8 protein-coding genes and 2 pseudogenes are annotated in these 16,984 nt (G+C 63.2%); 1 reads left to right on the top strand and 9 read right to left on the bottom strand.

Annotation, left to right across the window (positions count from 1 at the left end):
* Window positions 1-43 precede the first annotated feature (43 nt).
* On the bottom strand, window positions 44-1,537 hold the full coding sequence (guaB, locus tag D0T12_RS06395; protein ID WP_117398462.1) for an IMP dehydrogenase: 1,494 nt from the start codon (window positions 1,535-1,537) through the stop codon (window positions 44-46).
* 230 nt (window positions 1,538-1,767) lie between these two features.
* On the opposite strand from guaB, the gene D0T12_RS06390 reads away from it, so the two are divergent.
* Window positions 1,768-2,157 (top strand): DUF5319 domain-containing protein, encoded by a 390-nt coding sequence (locus tag D0T12_RS06390; RefSeq protein ID WP_117398460.1) that lies wholly within the window; start codon window positions 1,768-1,770, stop codon window positions 2,155-2,157.
* A gap of 2 nt (window positions 2,158-2,159) precedes the next feature.
* Here the strand turns inward: D0T12_RS06390 and D0T12_RS06385 are convergent, their stop codons facing one another.
* The 8 genes and pseudogenes from D0T12_RS06385 to D0T12_RS06350 all read right to left on the bottom strand — a co-directional run bounded on the left by D0T12_RS06385 (window position 2,160) and on the right by D0T12_RS06350 (window position 16,940).
* Complete coding sequence (locus tag D0T12_RS06385; RefSeq protein WP_158581426.1) at window positions 2,160-2,816, bottom strand: DUF4352 domain-containing protein; 657 nt, start codon at window positions 2,814-2,816, stop codon at window positions 2,160-2,162.
* A 1,224-nt stretch (window positions 2,817-4,040) separates the two neighbouring features.
* Window positions 4,041-4,180, bottom strand: a pseudogene (locus D0T12_RS37355) (IS256 family transposase); the annotation flags it as partial.
* Window positions 4,181-4,332: 152 nt separating this feature from the next.
* Window positions 4,333-4,782: a hypothetical protein gene (locus D0T12_RS34780; RefSeq protein WP_147339413.1), complete on the bottom strand. Its 450-nt coding sequence runs from the start codon at window positions 4,780-4,782 to the stop codon at window positions 4,333-4,335.
* Between the two features lie 198 nt (window positions 4,783-4,980).
* A pseudogene (locus tag D0T12_RS06380) lies at window positions 4,981-5,763 on the bottom strand (IS5 family transposase); the annotation flags it as partial.
* A 1,395-nt stretch (window positions 5,764-7,158) separates the two neighbouring features.
* Entirely contained in the window at window positions 7,159-7,479 is a 321-nt protein-coding gene (locus D0T12_RS37350) for an RHS repeat-associated core domain-containing protein (RefSeq protein WP_407642055.1), read from the bottom strand.
* 695 nt (window positions 7,480-8,174) lie between these two features.
* Window positions 8,175-8,516 carry a hypothetical protein gene (locus tag D0T12_RS06360; protein WP_117398454.1) on the bottom strand — a complete coding sequence of 114 codons (342 nt, stop codon included), beginning with the start codon at window positions 8,514-8,516 and terminating at the stop codon, window positions 8,175-8,177.
* Between the two features lie 28 nt (window positions 8,517-8,544).
* The gene (locus D0T12_RS06355; RefSeq protein WP_117398452.1) at window positions 8,545-8,799 is read right to left on the bottom strand and encodes a hypothetical protein; all 255 of its coding nucleotides are present in this window, start codon (window positions 8,797-8,799) and stop codon (window positions 8,545-8,547) included.
* Window positions 8,796-16,940: an RHS repeat-associated core domain-containing protein gene (locus D0T12_RS06350; protein ID WP_147339412.1), complete on the bottom strand. Its 8,145-nt coding sequence runs from the start codon at window positions 16,938-16,940 to the stop codon at window positions 8,796-8,798. The genes D0T12_RS06355 and D0T12_RS06350 overlap by 4 nt, the downstream gene beginning before the upstream one ends.
* Between the last annotated feature and the right edge of the window lie 44 nt (window positions 16,941-16,984).

Here is a 16,984-nt window from a genome sequence, read left to right as displayed (position 1 = left end):
ACAGCCCCGCAAGAGCTTACGTCAGGGCGTGGGACGGTCGAGATCAGCGTCCCTGGTAGTTGGGGGCCTCCACGGTCATCTGGATGTCGTGGGGGTGACTCTCGCGCAGGCCCGCGGCGCTGATCCGCATGAGCCGCCCGCGTTCCTGGAGTTCCGGAACCGTCCGGGTACCCGCGTACCACATCGACTGGTGCAGCCCACCGACGAGCTGATGCGCGACGTTGGCGAGCGGCCCCCGATAGGGAACCTGCCCCTCGACGCCCTCGGGGATCAGCTTTTCCTCGGCGTTGACATCGGCCTGCGCGTAACGGTCCTTGGAGAAGGAGGCGCCGCGTTCCCGGTTGCGCATGGCGCCGAGCGAGCCCATGCCCCGGTACGACTTGTACTGCTTGCCATGGACGAAGATCAGCTCGCCCGGCGACTCCTCGACACCCGCCAGCAGCGAGCCGAGCATGACGGTGTCCGCACCGGCCACGATGGCCTTGGCGATGTCACCGGAGTACTGAAGTCCACCGTCACCGATGACGGGCACACCCGCTTTATTCGCTGCCCGGGACGCCTCGGCAATCGCGGTGAGCTGCGGCACGCCGACGCCCGCGACGATCCGGGTGGTACAGATCGAGCCGGGCCCGACACCCACCTTGACCGCGTCCGCACCGGCCTCGACCAGAAGCTCGGCCCCTGCATGCGTGGCGACGTTCCCGCCGACGACCTCGACGGACGAGTTCGCCTTGATGGCGGCGATCGTGTCGGCGACGCCCTTGGAATGCCCGTGGGCGGTGTCCACCACGATCACATCGGTGCCCGCCTCAATGAGCGCCCTGGCACGCTGGAGCGCATCCTGCCCGACCCCCACGGCCGCGGCGACGAGAAGCCGCCCGTCCGCGTCCTTGGTCGAGTCGGGATACTTCTCGCTCTTGGTGAAGTCTTTGGTAGTAATGAGGCCCTTGAGGCGGCCATCGGCGTCCACGAGCGGAAGCTTCTCGACCTTGTTGCCCTTGAGCAGTCGGAACGCCTCGTCCCGGGTCACCTCCACCGGCGCCGTGACCAGCGGCATCGGCGTCATGACCTCCCGCACGGGCCGGGACGGGTCGGTCTCGAACCGCATGTCCCGATTGGTCACGATCCCAACCAGCACACCCCGAACATCCGTGACCGGCACCCCGGAGATCCGGTAACGGGCACAAAGCTCCTCGACATCGGCGAGGGTCGCGTCCGGCAGACACGTCACCGGATTGGTGATCATCCCCGCCTCCGACCGCTTGACGCGATCGGCCTGCTCGGCCTGCTCCTCGATCGACATGTTCCGGTGCAGCACCCCGATCCCGCCCTGCCGCGCCATCGCGACCGCCGTCCGGGCCTCGGTCACGGTGTCCATGGCCGCGGACAACAGCGGTATCCGCAGGCTGATACGACGGGTCAGCCGGGTCGTGGTGTCGACCTCTCCGGGCTGTAGATCGGAATAGCCCGGCAGCAGCAGCACGTCGTCGAAGGTCAGCCCCTGCGGAAGGAACTTGTCGGACTCGGCGGGGTTCATGACTACCTTCCCGTAGTGGTAGCGACGTCGGGCCAGGTCACGGCGACCCTGTTCCCATGGTAGGGCGTTGGCCCGCGCCGGGACGGGCTGTTGCGCGGGCGGGTACGTGTCCTTGATGACATCCCGCAACAAGCACGCCAACCCTCACATTCCCATACATTCCGTAACCAATTCGACACGGAACGGCCTGGGGGTGCACCTCCCCGCGCGTGGCGCAGTAGCGTGGGTGTGTGCACGACGACGCTCCGCTCGACCCGTTCGCCGGAGACCCGGAGGACCCGGCCGCGGCGCTAGGGGACCCGGGCGACGACGCCGCTCCGCTCAGCGTGACGGAGCGGGAAGACGTGCTGGCCGACCTCGCCGACCTGGAGGTCTTCCGAGCCCTGCTGGAGCCCCTCGGCGTGCGCGGCCTCACCGTCGACTGCGGCGACTGCGGCAAGCTCCACTACATCGACTGGGACCTGCTCCACGGGAACCTCCGCCACCTGCTCGACCAGGGCCTTCCCCGCGTCCACGAGCCGGCCATGTCCCCCGACCCCGTCGACTACGTGAGCTGGGAGTACGCCCGCGGCTACGTCGACGGCGTCATCGACAGCGAAGAGGGCCGCGACGAAAACTGACGTCACGACACAGGCAGCCGCACTCCCCGACTGTCCGCCTCCGCCCTCAACTCAAGCGAGCGAGGCACCGTCCCGCGCGGCACGTCGAAGACCAGAACCCCCCGCACCTCCGCCCCCGGCTTGACCTCCCAGACCGGCCGCCTCTGCCGTCCCACGACCAGCGTCGAGCCGCGATACTCGGCCTCTTCTTCCCGCAACCGCTGCACCCCAGCCTCGAACCGCGCCTCCACGGACCCCGTGTTGGCAACGGCCAACGAGACCCGGCACAACGTCCCCCGCACAACAACCCGCCGAACCTTGCCCCCACACCGAAACTCGGTCGCCGTCAACCTGAGATCCCGGTCCATCACCGCAGAGTCGAACGCACCGTCCACCGGACGGTTCATGTACCTCTGAACGGCAAGCCCACCCACCCCCGCCCCAACAGGCATTCCGACCACCACAAACGCCAAAACAACACGCGCGCCGACCGTCCCCTTCCCAGCAAGCCGAATGTCCCGGACGGCCAACCACGCGATCTGCACCGAAACGAGAACATCAAGAACCCCGACCAACGGCAGCACCCACCCGGCAGCCGCCCTCCGATAGCTACTGACCACCAGCAGACAAACACCCACCGCCAGCACCTGAACCCCAACGATGGAGCCGACCGCCTGCAAGGTCCGCCACACCGCCCCGACAGGCCGCCCACGCTCCGGAACCGACCGCTGAACAACAGGCCACCCGTCCGCCCCCACAGCATCCGGCCGAGTACTCCGAGACTCCAACACCCCGCGAAGCATACGGACCTTCGAGAAAAACAACGAACCCAATACACCCACTCCAAAGCACCAACCCCCCAGGAGCCGGCCACCTCAGCGCACCCCATGTCCGATTTTGTGCAACGCATCCGAACCACAAGCTTGCATGCTCCAACCACGGGGGACGATGCTTGACACCGCAGGTCAGGGACGCGAACAGGGAACCTCCGAGGCCCAGTGATCTTTCCTGTGCCGTTGCACACGAAAGGCAAGGGATGAAAGAGCAGCGCAGCGAAAAGCTTCAGCTCACCCCCCGAAAAGTTCTCCCCTTCCTCCTAGGCATAACCGGCATAGCCGCCGCAGCCTTCCTAATGACGACCCTAGGCGGCGATTCCAAACCGCCCACCCGAGAGGTCAAGGAACTCCCCGGACCATCAGCACCGTCACCGTCAACGGTGGAAGGCCCACGCCTGGCCAAAGAACGCAAGTTCACCTACGCCGACTCAGCCTACGGCAAGTGCCTAATGCAGCACGGCATCAAGAAACTCCCACCCCTAACCGAACCCTTGGCACTCAACACAAACGACCCCACAGTCGCCAAGGCAACCCAACAATGCAAGAGCCTCGCCCCCAGGTCCCCCACCTCCACCCCTACCCCCACCAAAAGTTGACGCCCCCGGACTGCGCGCTTCGCAGGCCGACGCGCTAAGATGCGCCTACGAGACATGCCTCATGCCGACACGCCGGAGGATTCCTCGCCCCAGCGTCGCTGATTCGGATGTGCCCGATTGGGACACCCACCGACACGACCCGGTACCAGCTTCATTCGACGCCACTTACCCGTTACCCACTGAACTTTCACTCCCCGCGCCGCGATCACGCAACCCGCGCATTCATTGCACCCCAAGGCACCGGCACTGAATGCTTACCTGTAGAGTCACCGAACAGGTCCGTCGAGGATGAAAAAAATCCTTGCCCACCAGTCGCATCAGCGGGCTCTTCATGCGATCCGGTCATACCGCGGCCTCCTCCTGAACGCTCGACAAGCGCGACGTCCCTCCGCGCCTACACGAGCGAGCACGGCCAGCTGGGATGCGTTGTCCAGGCACCAGCCGGTCTGAACGAACTCAATCAGCTAGAGGCCATATCGAGCCCGGCGGAGCGAGACCGGGCCCTAGGTAACCTCGGCCGGTGCCGGACGGTGGGGAAGGTGCTCTCGATCGTGTTGGTGGTACGTTGCCGCCAAGGCTCAGCCCGGGGAAGCCGTGGAAGGCCAGCGGCTCCTCAAGTAATCGCCGATCTTGACGACACCCTTAAGGTACTAGGCGCCATTGGCTTCGCGGAACACTATGACGATCGCGCAGGCGTAGAGGATTCCAGATTCCAACGCGATGGGTTGGCCATGTGGGATCTGCGTTTCGTCAGGCATTCAGTACTACTCCTCAGAGATTCCCGTCCCGTCTGGAAGGTACTTCTCTCCCTCGTCACCAAGAAAGTTTGCTTGGAGTGCCTCCGCCAAGATGACACACGCGCGGATAGCTTCGATATCTTGAATCCCTGTAACTTCAATGCGGAAATCGTACCAACTCAAGGTGACATCGCGACTAGGATCGCACTTCAGAGCATAGATGTTCAGTGTCCCGAAATTGGTGAAGGTTATACTGCTATCCAACTCCAATTCCAATGACTGGTTACCTCGAGCGAAAGATTCCCACTCCTCCAAAGTAATGGGGTATTGTTCACTATCGAACCAGCTATTGGCTCGCGTAATATGAAAATCGTAGCCCACATCATCTCCAACACTTTTATCGAAAAGACCTAACCGAGCATGCCGCCTTCCGCGTCCTTGATCCAACCGTGCCCGTTCGTTGAAACCATAACCCACGCAGCACCGTGATAGTAGACATAGAAATGCTGCGAGACAGAGCCCAGTGGCATTTCTCTACTAAAATCATGAATGGCTTTGACAATGAACACGGTTTCCCCAGTGCGCAGCCAATGATCGAACGCGTAAGGCTCCAGAGTCAAACGGAGCATGTCGTTTTGTACGCCGCACGCTCGGGGTCACGGCTGAGATCCAGCAAAGGGCTGCTGCGAGGCCAAGGAATGCCAGGTAGTTGCGGGGGTTGCGTTCATAGCGGTGGTTGAGTCTGCGGTAACCGATCAGCCAGGACAGGGTGCGTTCGATGACCCATCGTCGGCGGCCTAAACGTTGGCTGGATTCGATGCCTTTGCGGGCGATGCGGGCGCCGATGCGTTGGCCGCGTGACCATTGGCGCAGGTCGGGCTGGTCGTAGGCTTTATCGGCATGCAGGCGCTGGGGTTTGAGGTAGAGCTGCGGGGTCAGGGTCGTGTCTCGTGTGGTGGCCGGCCACCATGGGCTTCAGGCCGTGGCTGTCGTGGACGTTAGCGGCCGAGACACCGACGACCAGGGGCAGTCCGTTCGCGTCCGACAGGACGTGCATCTTGGAACCCGGCTTACCCCGGTCCACGGGGCTCGGACCGGTGTGTTCGCCCCCTTTTTCGCCCGCACGTGCGCGGAGTCGAGCACGACCCGCGAGACATCGACCAGGCCAGCATCATCCAGCCGATGCAGCACCGCCTCGTGCAACCGGCCCCACACCCCGGCCCGCGACCAGATCACAAACCGGTGGTGCGCGGTCGATTTCGAGATCCCAAAGCACGGCGGCAACACCCGCCACGCGCAACCGCTGACCAACACCTACACGATCGCCGCGAACACCGTCTCATCAGGGGTGTCTGGCGTACCACCGCCCTGGGGGCGCACCCTCGACGGCGGAATCAACGGTTTGGCGATCTCCCATAATCCGCCCGGCACGATCCAACTCCACGTTCCCTGACCCATACCGAGTCCAACGACCAACCACCACATAGGACACGGTCTTAGTGGGCCGGTCGCCAATGAGATTCTACCAAGGATTTTCGTCGAGCCAATGACGCGCTGCGATACGTTCCGTAGGGTGATGGTATTCATCAATTGCCACCGCCGCGGCGAACCTACGAAGAACCGACGAGCGATGTGGCGTTGGTATCGTAAAGCAGCTAATCACGCTTTCCCATGTACTTCCGCAAGAAAGAACCTGTCCATCAAGCGACAACATGCGAAACTCTGGGCGACAAAAATCACTACCCAGCAAGCATGCCGCTCCATTTCCCATAATGTCCCAGACACTCTGCAACTCTACGCAGAACCACTCAGAGGGAGCGTCCTCAGAGGATGATAGGAGCCCTACCAGAAACCTACGGTCGACCTCAGTGAACAGACAAGCCTCAAGAGATAAACAATACCAGCCCGCGTTCGCCTTCTTAAGCGCTTGAGAATCCTGCTTGTCCACCTCAAAATCAATGCGCCCATCCTCGGGGGGAACGCACGGTGCTTGACTGGTGACGACGGGAGGTATAAGACCGCTCGGGTCAACGCATTGATTCACAAGTGCAAGACCTGCCGAAGCCAAGGATTCCCGTAGATTCATTTCAACCTAACGACAGATTGTCAATTCGGCATTGATACGTAATGATTGGGCGGTTTAGCGTAGGATAATTGACTATCGAGTCACAATTGTGGCGGGTCACAAATCCAAGCGAACCGTCACTTCAAACGCGAACTAGACTAGTGACTTTCTCCGGACGCGTCGGCGCAGATGGCCCAACACTGAACGACTCCCCAGTTTGTCGGGAGCTAAAGGCCGCGAACAGTTTTATTTGTTAAAAGACAGGAAGATTACAGGCCCAAAATCGTTAGCAGAGATGCCCCAGGCTCGTCTTTTTGGACATCCATGGGTATCTCAATAACGTCCTGCTTAGACAGCTCATATCCCCGTCCATCCAGAGCTTTATTCCAGACAGATACCGTGCATTTTTGTGACCGTTTAGAGACAAAAATGCAGCGAGGGTGGGCATCTTTGTAAAAATCGTTCTCCGAATCAACTCCCACTGATGCGAGGACAGGCCACTCCGCATCCTTCGGTGCACGTCCCCTGCGCGATTGGCTCAAAGCTGAACCAACAGCAGCAGTCAAGGAAACCGATGAAAAATTGGCCAAGACTATCGGCGCGAGGTCACTCCAATTACCTCTTTTCGACTCATAAATCGGAACTATTATCAGTTGATCTCGCCAGCCATACACACAACATCTTTCGACATGGGAAAACTTCAGCGTTCCATCCATTTAACGATAATCCCTCGTCTTCTTCCCTCCACAATCATATCATTCAAAGCCTTCTCCTGCTCCAAATCCACCTTACCGCGCGGAACCACAATCTCTAGTACCTTTTTCCTGTGTAGGCGGCCGGGTTGTTGTAGCCGTAGTGGTAGGTGGTGTGAAGGGGGTGCCGGGTTCGGGTTTGACCGGGTCGGTTGCCGTGAAGGTTCCGGTCGTCGCGTTGTAGTCGCGGGCCCGGATGTCGTGCAGGCCGGTGACGTTGTCGAGGTACTGGCCGTGGAATTGCAGCGGGTTGGACGTGTAGGTGCCGCTGGTGGAGATGGGGGCGCCGAAGGGGTCGAGCTGGGCGGAACCGGTGAGGGTGAGGGCGTCGTCGACGGTGGTCGCGGTGTCGGTGATGGTGCCCTGGGCGTCGGCGAGCAGCCATGTGGGGGGTGCGTTGGCGGGAGCGTCTGTTAACGCGGTTCCCAGGGAGCTGACCGGATCGGCCCACCACTGGTGGGTGATGGTGCCGGTGGTGGTGGTTTCGGCGATGCGGACCGGGAGGTCGCCGACACCGTCCCATTGCCAGCCGGCGTCTTGGATTCCGTTGATGGCGCGGCTCGTGCGGTTGCCGTTCTCGTCGTAGGTGTAGGTGACGTCGCGGCCGTCTTCGAGGCCGACGCCTTGGAGGTTGGCGTCCAGGCCGTAGGTGAAGGTTCTGCTGCCGTTCGCGCCTTGCTGCTCTTGGAGGTTTCCGTTGTCGTCGTAGGTGTAGCGGACGACAGGTTGGCCGTCTGCGGTGGCGCTGTCCTGGATGGGGCGGTCGTCGCTGTCGAAGGTGGTGTGAGTGGTGGTGGTTGAACCACCTGCGGGCTTGCGAGTGGTCAGCTTTCGGTTGCCGTTGGGGTCGTATTCGTAGGCCGTGTAGGGCGAGGTGTCGGTGCACTCGGCGCCGTCGGCCTGGCAGAACTTGGTGATGCGGCCGTCGGTGTCGTAGGTGTAGATCGCCTTTGTGCTGGTGGTGCCGCGGGTGGCGGTGACGGTTGCGGGTGAGCCTTGGGGGTTCCAGGTGAGTTCGTGTTTGACCAGGGGGGTGGTGTTGTTGGTGTGGGTCAGGTCGGTGAGCTGGCCTGCTCTGTTGTAGGCGTGGGTGGTGGTGGGGCCGTTTGGCGGGTGGTCCTTTTGAGGGCGCCCGCTGGATCGTAGGTAACGACGAGGCGAAGCTGAAGGCGTTGTTCGCCAAGCTCGCCGAGCACGACCGTGTGTTGATGGTGGTCGACCAGCCCGCCTCGATCGGCGCGCTGCCCGTCGCGCCCGCGTTCGACGAGCCTGCCGTTGTCGTCCCAGTCGTAGACGAACTGCTGGTCTCCGCGCGTGAGCTTGGTGACGTGCCCGGTTCCAGGCGTCTTCTCGGTTTTGAGGCGTCCGGCGGGGTCGTAGGTCAGGGTCTGCACGCCGCCACGGGGATTCTTGATTTATTCATCAATCGAGGAAGCCCAAGATTTCTGGCAAATCCAGAAGGGCTTGTTTGCGAATATCATTCGGTTCCGTCTCTGCGTAACGGACAACTAGATCAGCAAACTTGGTCATCCCCTCTTTATCCATACCGTCAAGTATGGCGGATACCGGCTCTAGTAGGCTGGTAGCCACATCCGGATCCATTTCCTCGTCGTCGGTTAGATTGATGGAAATGATCAAATTCGAAAGAGCCTGTACCGCGATTTCGAAACCGTTCATCTTTGTGGCACGATCCTTACCCTGATGTTAGTAATGTTCAGCCTTCCGAGTATGCGACGCGCATCTTTAGCCGCCCGCTCATTCGGCACCTCCCATCGCCCCGTCATTCCATTTTGCTCAAGTGCGAGCGATTGATTCTGTGCTTGGCGATAGGTTTTAGGGTAACCTTTAACATTGAGCTTTCTGTCGATCATGACTCTGTTTTTGAGGTCTACGCCGTCGAATTTGACGATCGAAAGACTGTTGCGGTTAGCCCCATAATAGTGGAGTGCCGGAGCCTTTCCTCTCACGGCACCTAAAGCACCATCATCGTAAGCTCTGGCAGCCGAGTCCATCGTAGCGTTCTCGTTGACCCAGTCAACCTCCCCATCACAGTTGTGAACGAGTGCCGAGATGGGGCCAGAACCCACGTAGAAGGTGTCGTCGACCCCGACGTCGAGATTGTATACTGTAGCGTACTCAGTCCACTTCGAAATATCACGGATTTGTACGCTGGTTCCAGTATGCGTTTGCAGCCACTGTCCCGCTTTGAGGTCTGCGGCGTCTGCCCATCGTTCTGCTTCTGGCAACCAGAATGGATGCTCATCCGTCGCTACGATGCTCGAATTGCCAGCCCCCTTGAGGAACAGAGCCCCGCTTGCAACCCCCAATCCGGTCTTTTTTTGCTTGCCAAGAGAAATGAGCACCAGATTCTTTTGGCCTCGACTTACGATTGTTTCGCGTACAATACTTCCTCTACTTTTCCCAGTGCGAAGATCTGACGATAGGACATATTCCCCTCGCGTTACCCGTTCAATTGACTTCCGTTTTCCGTCGGCCAGCGTCACCATGGTTCCGGCGACAAAACTACTGCCCCGCAGACAACTGGTAGGCGCGACCTTCAATTTCCTGTTTCGATACCACGGGCACTTGGTGAGTGATTTTCTAATGGGGCCCCATGCCTTTTCGAGGCCCTTTCGGCTCCAGTCTTTGACGATTCGAGCTTGGAGTGCGCGTCGTGCCGCGGCTGCGGCAGCCGCTACAGCAGCGCTTCCCGCAATGCCAATGGCAGCGCCGAAACCGAAGTCTGCGAGACCTTGGCCCAAGCTATAGTTGCCGCCGCTGGTGCCGTAGCCGTAGGCGGCGGCTCCTAGTCCGCCGCCGATGCCTGCGCCGATTGCGCCACCGAAGCTTCCGAAGGCGCCCGCGAGCGCTCCGCTTCCTGCGGCCCAGGCGGCGCTTTTGCTCCACCAGTTGCCGGTGGAGATGCCGTGGCTGACGTAGCCGATTCCGCCGCCGACGACGGCTCCGATTGCGGCTTTGGCGAGGAAGCCCCATTCGCCGGCGGGGTCGGTGTAGGCGGCCGGGTTGTTGTAGCCGTAGTGGTAGGTGGTCGTGAATGGAGTGCCGGGCTTGGGCTTGACGGGGTCGGTTGCCGTGAAGGTTCCGGCGTCGGGGTTGTAGTCCCGGGCTCGGATGTCGTAGAGGCCAATTGCGTTATCGAAGTACTGGCCATGGAACCTCAGTGGATTGTCTTTGTATGACCCCTCGCTCCTGGTCACACCTCCGAAGGGGTCAAACTGGGCGGATCCGGTGAGGGTGAGGGTGTCGTCGATGGTGGTCGCGGTGTCGGTGATGGTGCCTTGGAAGTCGGCGAGTAGCCATGTGGGGGGTGCGTTGGCGGGGGCGTCTGTTAGCGCGGTTCCCAGGGAGCTGAGGGGGTCGGCCCACCACTGGTGGGTGGTGGTGCCTGTGGCGTTGATTTCGGCGATGCGGACGGGGAGGTCTCCGACGCTGTCCCATTGCCAGCCGGCGTCGTGGGTTCCGTTGATGGCGCGGCCGGTGCGGTTGCCGTTCTCGTCGTAGGTGTAGGTGACGTCGCGGCCGTCTTCGAGGCCGACGCGTTGCAGGTTGGCGTCCAGGCCGTATTGGAACGTCTTGGTCCCCGCCGGCGTGGTCTTCTCGCGCAGGTTGCCGTTGTCGTCATAGACGTAGGCAACGGTGGCCGGTCCGCCTGGTGTCGCGGAGTCTTGGATGGGGCGGTCGTCGCTGTCGTAGGCGGTGTGGGTGACGTTTGTGCGACCGCCAGCAGTCGGGGCGTCATGGACGGTGTGTTTTGTGCGGTTGCCGTTGGGGTCGTATTCGTAGGCCGTGTAGGGCGAGGTGTCGGTGCATTCAGCGCCGTCGGACTGGCAGAACTTGGTGATGCGGCCGTCGGTGTCGTAGGTGTAGATCGCCTTTGTGCTGGTGGTGCCGCGGGTGGTGGTGACAGTCGCGGGTGAGCCCTGGGGGTTCCAGGAGAGCTCGTGTTCGACCAGTGGGGTGGTGCCGTTGGCGTGGACCAGGTCAGTGAGCTGGCCTGCGCGGTTGTAGGTATGGGTGGTGGTGGGGCCGTCCTGGCGGGTGGTCTTCTTGAGTGCGCCCGCTTGGTCGTAGGTGTAGTCGATGGTGAGGGCGGTGGCACCGGTCAAGGTGGTGGAGGCGATGCGGCTGTCGTCGTCGTAGGTGTAGGACTGGGAGCGGTTGCCGGGGAGGTTGCGTTCGACGAGCCTGCCGTTGTCGTCCCAGTCGTAGACGAACTGCTGGTCTCCGCGGGTGAGTTTGGTGACGTGTCCGGCCTGGTCGTAGGTGATCGCGGCGGTTTTCGGCCCGGCGGCGGTGGTCTGCGTGATCTCGGTGGGGCGGCCCGCCTGGTCGTAGCGGTAGGTCAGGTCGGGGCTGTTGTCGCTGTAGTTGATCGAGGTCGGGCGGCCTAGGTGGTCGTACTCGTAGGCGATTTCGCCTGCGGGGAGCTTCTTGGTGGTCAGGCGGCCGGAGGCGTCGTAGTCGTAGGTGGTGGTGCGGTCGCCTGGGGTTGTTTCGGTTTTGAGGCGTCCAGCGGGGTCGTAGGTGAGGGTTCTTACGCCGTTGCGGGGGTTCTTGATTTCGGTGACCTGGGCGGACTTGTCGTAGGTGTAGGTCGTTACCGCGCCGGTCGATGTGGTGACGGTTTTGACGTTGCCCAGGGGGTCGTGGGTGAAGGTCGTCGAGTTTCCGGCCGGGTCGGTGGCTTTTGTTTGTTGGCCGGCCGGGTCGTACGTGGTGGTGGTTTCGCGGCCGAGGGGGTCGGTGATTTTTGTTTGGCGGCCGTCGGCGTCGTAGGTGAAGCGGGTCTTGTAGTCGTTGGGGTCGGCTCCCGGGACGTTGCCGCGGGGGTCGACGGTGGCGGTGTGCTGGCCGTCGGCGTTGTACTCCTGGGTGGTGACCGCTCCGCCGCCGGTCTCGGTCTTGATGAGTTGACCGGCGTCGTCGTAGGTGTTGGTGATCTGGACGCCGCCGCCGGTGCGGGTCTTCTCCCGGCCCATCGAGTCGTAGGTGATCGTGGTTTCGGCGCCGTCGGGGCCGATGGTTTTGATCACTCGTCCGGCGTCGTCGTAGACGCTACGGGTCTTGGCTCCGTCGGGTGTGGTGGTGGTGACGGGTTGGTTGCGCAGGTCGTAGTCGACGGCGGTGATCAAGTACTTGGTGGGGTCGTCGGGGTCGACCTGGCGGGTTTGGATCGGGTTGCCGGCGGCGTCGTAGACGTAGGTGACGGTGTAGCGGCGCTTGGTTTCGGCGGTGGCGCCGTCGACGTTGCCAGCGGGGTCGGTCTCGGCGAGGAGCTTGCCGGTTTCGTCTTCGTAGGTGTAGGTGGTCTTGCCGCCGTCGGGGGCGATCGTGGCGATCTTGCGTCCGGCGTTGTCGTATTCGGTGCGGGTGACGCGGTTGAGGGGGTCTGTTTCGGTGAGGACGTCGCCGTTGGCGTTGTAGGTGTAGGTGGTCTTGCCGCCGTCAGGGGCCGTGGTCTCGGTCAGTTGGCCGGCGTCGTCGTAGGTGTTGGTGGTGGTGCGGCCGAGGGGGTCGGTCTCGGTGAGGACCTGGCCGGCGGCGTTATAGGTCCAGGTGGTGGTGTGCTGGGCGGGGTCGGCGCCGGGCTCGTTGCCGAGGGGCGTCGTCTCGGTGAGTTGGTTGTGGCTGGTGTCGTAGGTCCAGGTGGTGACCTTGCCGCCGGGGCTGGTCTGCTTGATCCGGTCGCCCGCGTCGTTGTACTCGAAGGTGGTCGTGCGGTCGAGCGGGTCGGTGGACGTCTTCACCTGGTCGTTGGCGGTGTAGGTGAGGGTGGTGGTGCCGCCGTCGGGGGCGGTGGTGGTGACCAGGCGGCCCCGGTCGTCGTAGTCGTAGGTGGTGGTCTTGCCGAGCGGGTCGGTGTGGCTGGTGACCCTGTTGTCGGAGTTGTAGGTCCACTCCTCGAACGGCGGCGACTCGTCGTCGGCGGTGGCGGGGAGGGTGCGTTTCAGCAGGTTGCCGCGGTCGTCGTAGGACGATTTGCTCAGCGCCTGGCTGGTGTCGCTTTCGGCGATGACCTCGTTGTTTGGCCCGTAGTAGGTGTTGGTCGCACGACCGTCGGGTCCTATTTGGGAGATCAGGACGTTGTTGTCGTAGACGTCCTGGCGGGTGGTTCCGTCGGGGAAGGTGACGGTGGCCGTTTGTGTCTCGGCGTTCCAGGCGAAGGTGGTCGTCGCGCCGGCCGCGTCCTTCTGGGAGATGACCCGCTTGGTCTCGGGGTCGTAGGTGGTTCGGGCGGCGGTGCGGCCGAGCGGGTCGGTGATGCCGTTGACGAACCCGGTCGCCGAGTCGTACGAAATGGTGGTAGTGGCGCCGATGACGTCGGTGAAGCCGGTCAGGCGGGCGCGTCCGGCGGTGTCGGTGTAGGCGTAGGAGATGGACTTGCCGTCGCTGCCGGTGACCTTGACGATCTTGCCGTTCGCGGCGCCGCCCGTGCCCCAGGTGAGGATGAGGGTCTGCCCGGCCTGGTCGGTGATCGTTTGCAGGCGGCCGCCGGAGTAGGTGAGCCGGACGCCGTTGCCCTTGTCGTCGTAGTCGTGGGTGAGCTGGCCCGTCGTGTTGAACCTCAGGGTCTCGCCGTCGAGGTTCTTGAGCTGCCAGCCGTCGGTGAGTTCGGTGAGGGTGGCGGTGATCGACGGGTCGATGGCCTTGTACAGGCCGGTGTCGTTCTTGGCGAATCGGGATTGGCCGCCCGTGCCGTTGCGGAAGGTGACGACCTCTGTGGTCACGCCGTCGTTTGTTTCGGTGGTTTTGGTGACTCCGGCGTTGTAAGCGAAGGTCCAGCCCTGTGAGAGGGGCCCGTCGGCCGGGTCGAGGCTGTTATAGGTGCGGGTCCAGTCCAGGGGCTTGCCGCGGCCCGGGAGTTCGAGGTCGTCGAACTGCTCCATCAGGGCGCCGGTCGCGGTGTTGACCGGGTCGGCGGCGAGCCGGGTGTTGACCATGCCGGACCCGTCCCAGCAGGAGCAACCCCAGGTCTGCTGGAGTTTCTGCGGACGTGGGCCGCCGTAGCCGGTCAGGCTGATCGAGCGCAGGAAGACGCTGCGGCCGGAGAACGTCTTGTCCGCCAGGACGCCGTTTCCGTTGGTGTAGTCCTTGGTCTCGTTGTGCGCCCAGTTAGCGATGGGTTCGCCGTTGTGCTGTAGGTGCTTGAAGTTCGTGCCGTCCGTGCCGAACTGGTAGATCCGCCTGCGATCGTTGTAGTACGGCTTGAAGGGCTCGGTCTCCGAGTCCGCCTGCTTCATCAGGTGGTTGTTGTGGAACACGTTGTTGGGCCCGGACGAGCCCGACCACTTGACGGCCTTCTTTCCGGCGGCCCACCAGATCGGATACCACTGCGAGTCGTCGGGAGCGGACCCGCCTTCGTCACCACAGTTGGAGGTGCAGTTGCCGGGTCTGTTGGCGTAGGGGACCGAGACCTCGTTCAGCTCGAAGAGGTTGTTGCGTTCGTAACCGCCGTGCAGGTTCAGGTCCGAGTCGAAGCTGTTACCGATCGCGACGTTGCCCGAGGCGGACCACTGGAAGGTGAAGTGCCGCAGGTCGCGGGTGGTGTTGCCGGCGTAGAGGGAGTCCCAGACGCGTGAGCCGCGGAAGTAGCCGTTGCCGCCCTTGCCCTTGTTCCAGGAGCCGTTGAGGGAGTTGTCGGTGATGGTGAGGTTGGCGGCCTCTTCGGTGACGATCGGGTGCGACCCGGTCATGTCCGAGCGGACGCCCTTGACCCACGAGTTGGCGGCCCACTTGAACACGATGCCGTGCATGGCGGCGTCGGGGGCCATGTTGCCGTAGTTGTTCTTGGCCTTGGCCTTGTCCAGCCCCGGCATGTCCTGGGTGAAGCTGAAGTTCTCGAACCCGACGTTGGTGATCAGGTCGACGATGGGGGACGCCTTGGAGTCGAAGACCTGGCCGTCGATGGGCTCGGACCCGTCGGCGACCGAGTTGATCGGGACGTCGTACTCCAGCGGCTTGTCCAGCGTGAGGGTCCGCTCAAGAGGGTCACCGGCGGTGACCATCATCATCTGCTGCCGCATGTGCAGGTTCTCGAGCGGGTGCTGGGTGGGCACCGCCTTCATCTGCTCGTAGAACTTCCTGCTGTTGGCCACCCGGACGTTGACCATGCCTCCGACCTTGAACCGGTCGAAAACGGTGATCGGCGCGGCGGGGTCAAGTTGGATGACCTTGTCGCCCTTGCGGGCCGCGTAGCCCGGGTCGCCGTTCTTGGAGCCGAGCTTCACGCCGGCGCGCCAGTGGACGTTGACCGAGCCCTCGTACAGGTCCTTGCGGTTGGCCGGGGCGCTGTCGTAGGCGGCCTGGTACTCGGGGGCCACCTTTTGGGACTGGACGCGGAACAGGCCGCGGCCGGGCCAGATCCAGCCGCCGGTGGCGCCTTCCTGCCAGGTCATGTTGTCCAGGTCCCAGCGCTCGCCGTTCTTGATGACGTCGTAGCGGGTGTTCTCGTCCGGCCGGAAGACGATCTTCGTGCCGGTGCTTCCCGTGCCGTGGCCGCGGATGCGCAGGTGGTCGGCGTCGACCGAGATCTGGCGGGTGACGTTCAGCGTGCCCCTGGGCAGCGTGATGATCGACATTTTGAGCTGGGAGCCCGTGGGGGAACAGTGCTGCCGGATGTCGTTGATCGCGCGCTGGATGCCGGAGGTGTCGTTGCCGCCGTCGTTCGGCACGACGTTGTAGTCGTTCTCGAGTTCGGCCGGGGTGATGCGGCACGCGTCCTCGTCGCGGAGGTACTGCGAGGCGTCCGGCAGGACGCTGCCGCCGCCGTACCCGACCTTGGACCAGTCGTAGAGTCCAGCGACCTTGTTGCGCCGGTTGTCGGCGGTGGCCCACAGGCGCCGCAACGCCGGTCCGGGCTCGACCACGATCTTGGCCGGTACCGCCTCCGGCGGGTCGGTGGGTCCGCCGCCTTCCCCGACGGTGAAGTCGGCGACCAGTTCCAGGGGCAGCCCCTGGTCGCTGGTCCAGCGTGCTTTCAGTTTGTGGGCGCCGTCGGGCAGCGACACTTCCCACTGGTAGGGCGCCGTCTGGTCTTTGCCCGCGTAGGAGTCGTCCACCAGGAACGTCACGCCGTCGGAATTGACGGTCCCCGCCTCGGCGACCGTCGCGGTGAACGGCGACGGCAGCGTCGCGCCGTTCAGCGGAGCGTCCTTGGCCTGCAAGTACGGGTTGGTGGCGGACCCGACCGTGAAGACGGCCTCGACCTCGGTCTGCGTGCCCGACGCGTTCTTCCAGCGCGCCTTCAGCCTTCGGGAACCAGGGGCGGCGATGACCGTCCAGTTGTAGGGCGCCGACTGGTCCCTGCCGACGTAGGAGTCGTCCACCAGGAACGTCACGCCGGCGGTGTCCACGGTGCCGGGGCTGTCGAGCACGGCCTGGAAAGGCGATGTGACGGTCGCCCCCTGCAAGGGTTGGCCGTTGGCCTTGAGCACCGGGTTGGACGAGGACCCGACGGTGAACTCGGCGACGATCTCCACGGTCGAACCGCCCGAGTTCTTCCACCGCGCCTTCAGCTTGTGGGCGTCCGGAGCCGTGACCGTCCACTGGTACGGCGCGGTGGCGTCCTTGCCGGCGTAGGAGTCGTTCACCAGCCACGTGACCCCGGCGGTGTCGATGTCGGTGGCGTCCATGACCGTCGCGGTGAACGGTGTCTGCACCGTCGCCCCGTCCAGCGCCTGCCCACCGGCGGCCAGGTAGGGCCCGGCGGCCCAGGCCGCCGTCAGCTGCGCCGGTATCCCCAGCACCACGACCAACAGAACCGACACGACAGCGGCGGTTACACGACGGAGGATCACGCTCGGCACCCTTCAACCGACGGCGCACACGCGCCGTCCAGGAC

This window comes from Actinomadura spongiicola (genome assembly GCF_003432485.1).
Classification (GTDB): Bacteria; Actinomycetota; Actinomycetes; order Streptosporangiales; family Streptosporangiaceae; genus Spirillospora; species Spirillospora spongiicola.
The sequence above is the reverse complement of the archived record's forward strand: the minus strand, read 5'-3'. Positions and strand labels throughout refer to the sequence as shown.

What these genes read in the sequence shown, in the direction of transcription:
- D0T12_RS06355 (WP_117398452.1), bottom strand. Translation starts at nt 8,799, where the DNA reads ATGAACGGTTTCGAAATCGCGGTACAGGCTCTTTCGAATTTGATCATT.
- guaB (WP_117398462.1), bottom strand. Translation starts at nt 1,537, where the DNA reads ATGAACCCCGCCGAGTCCGACAAGTTCCTTCCGCAGGGGCTGACCTTC.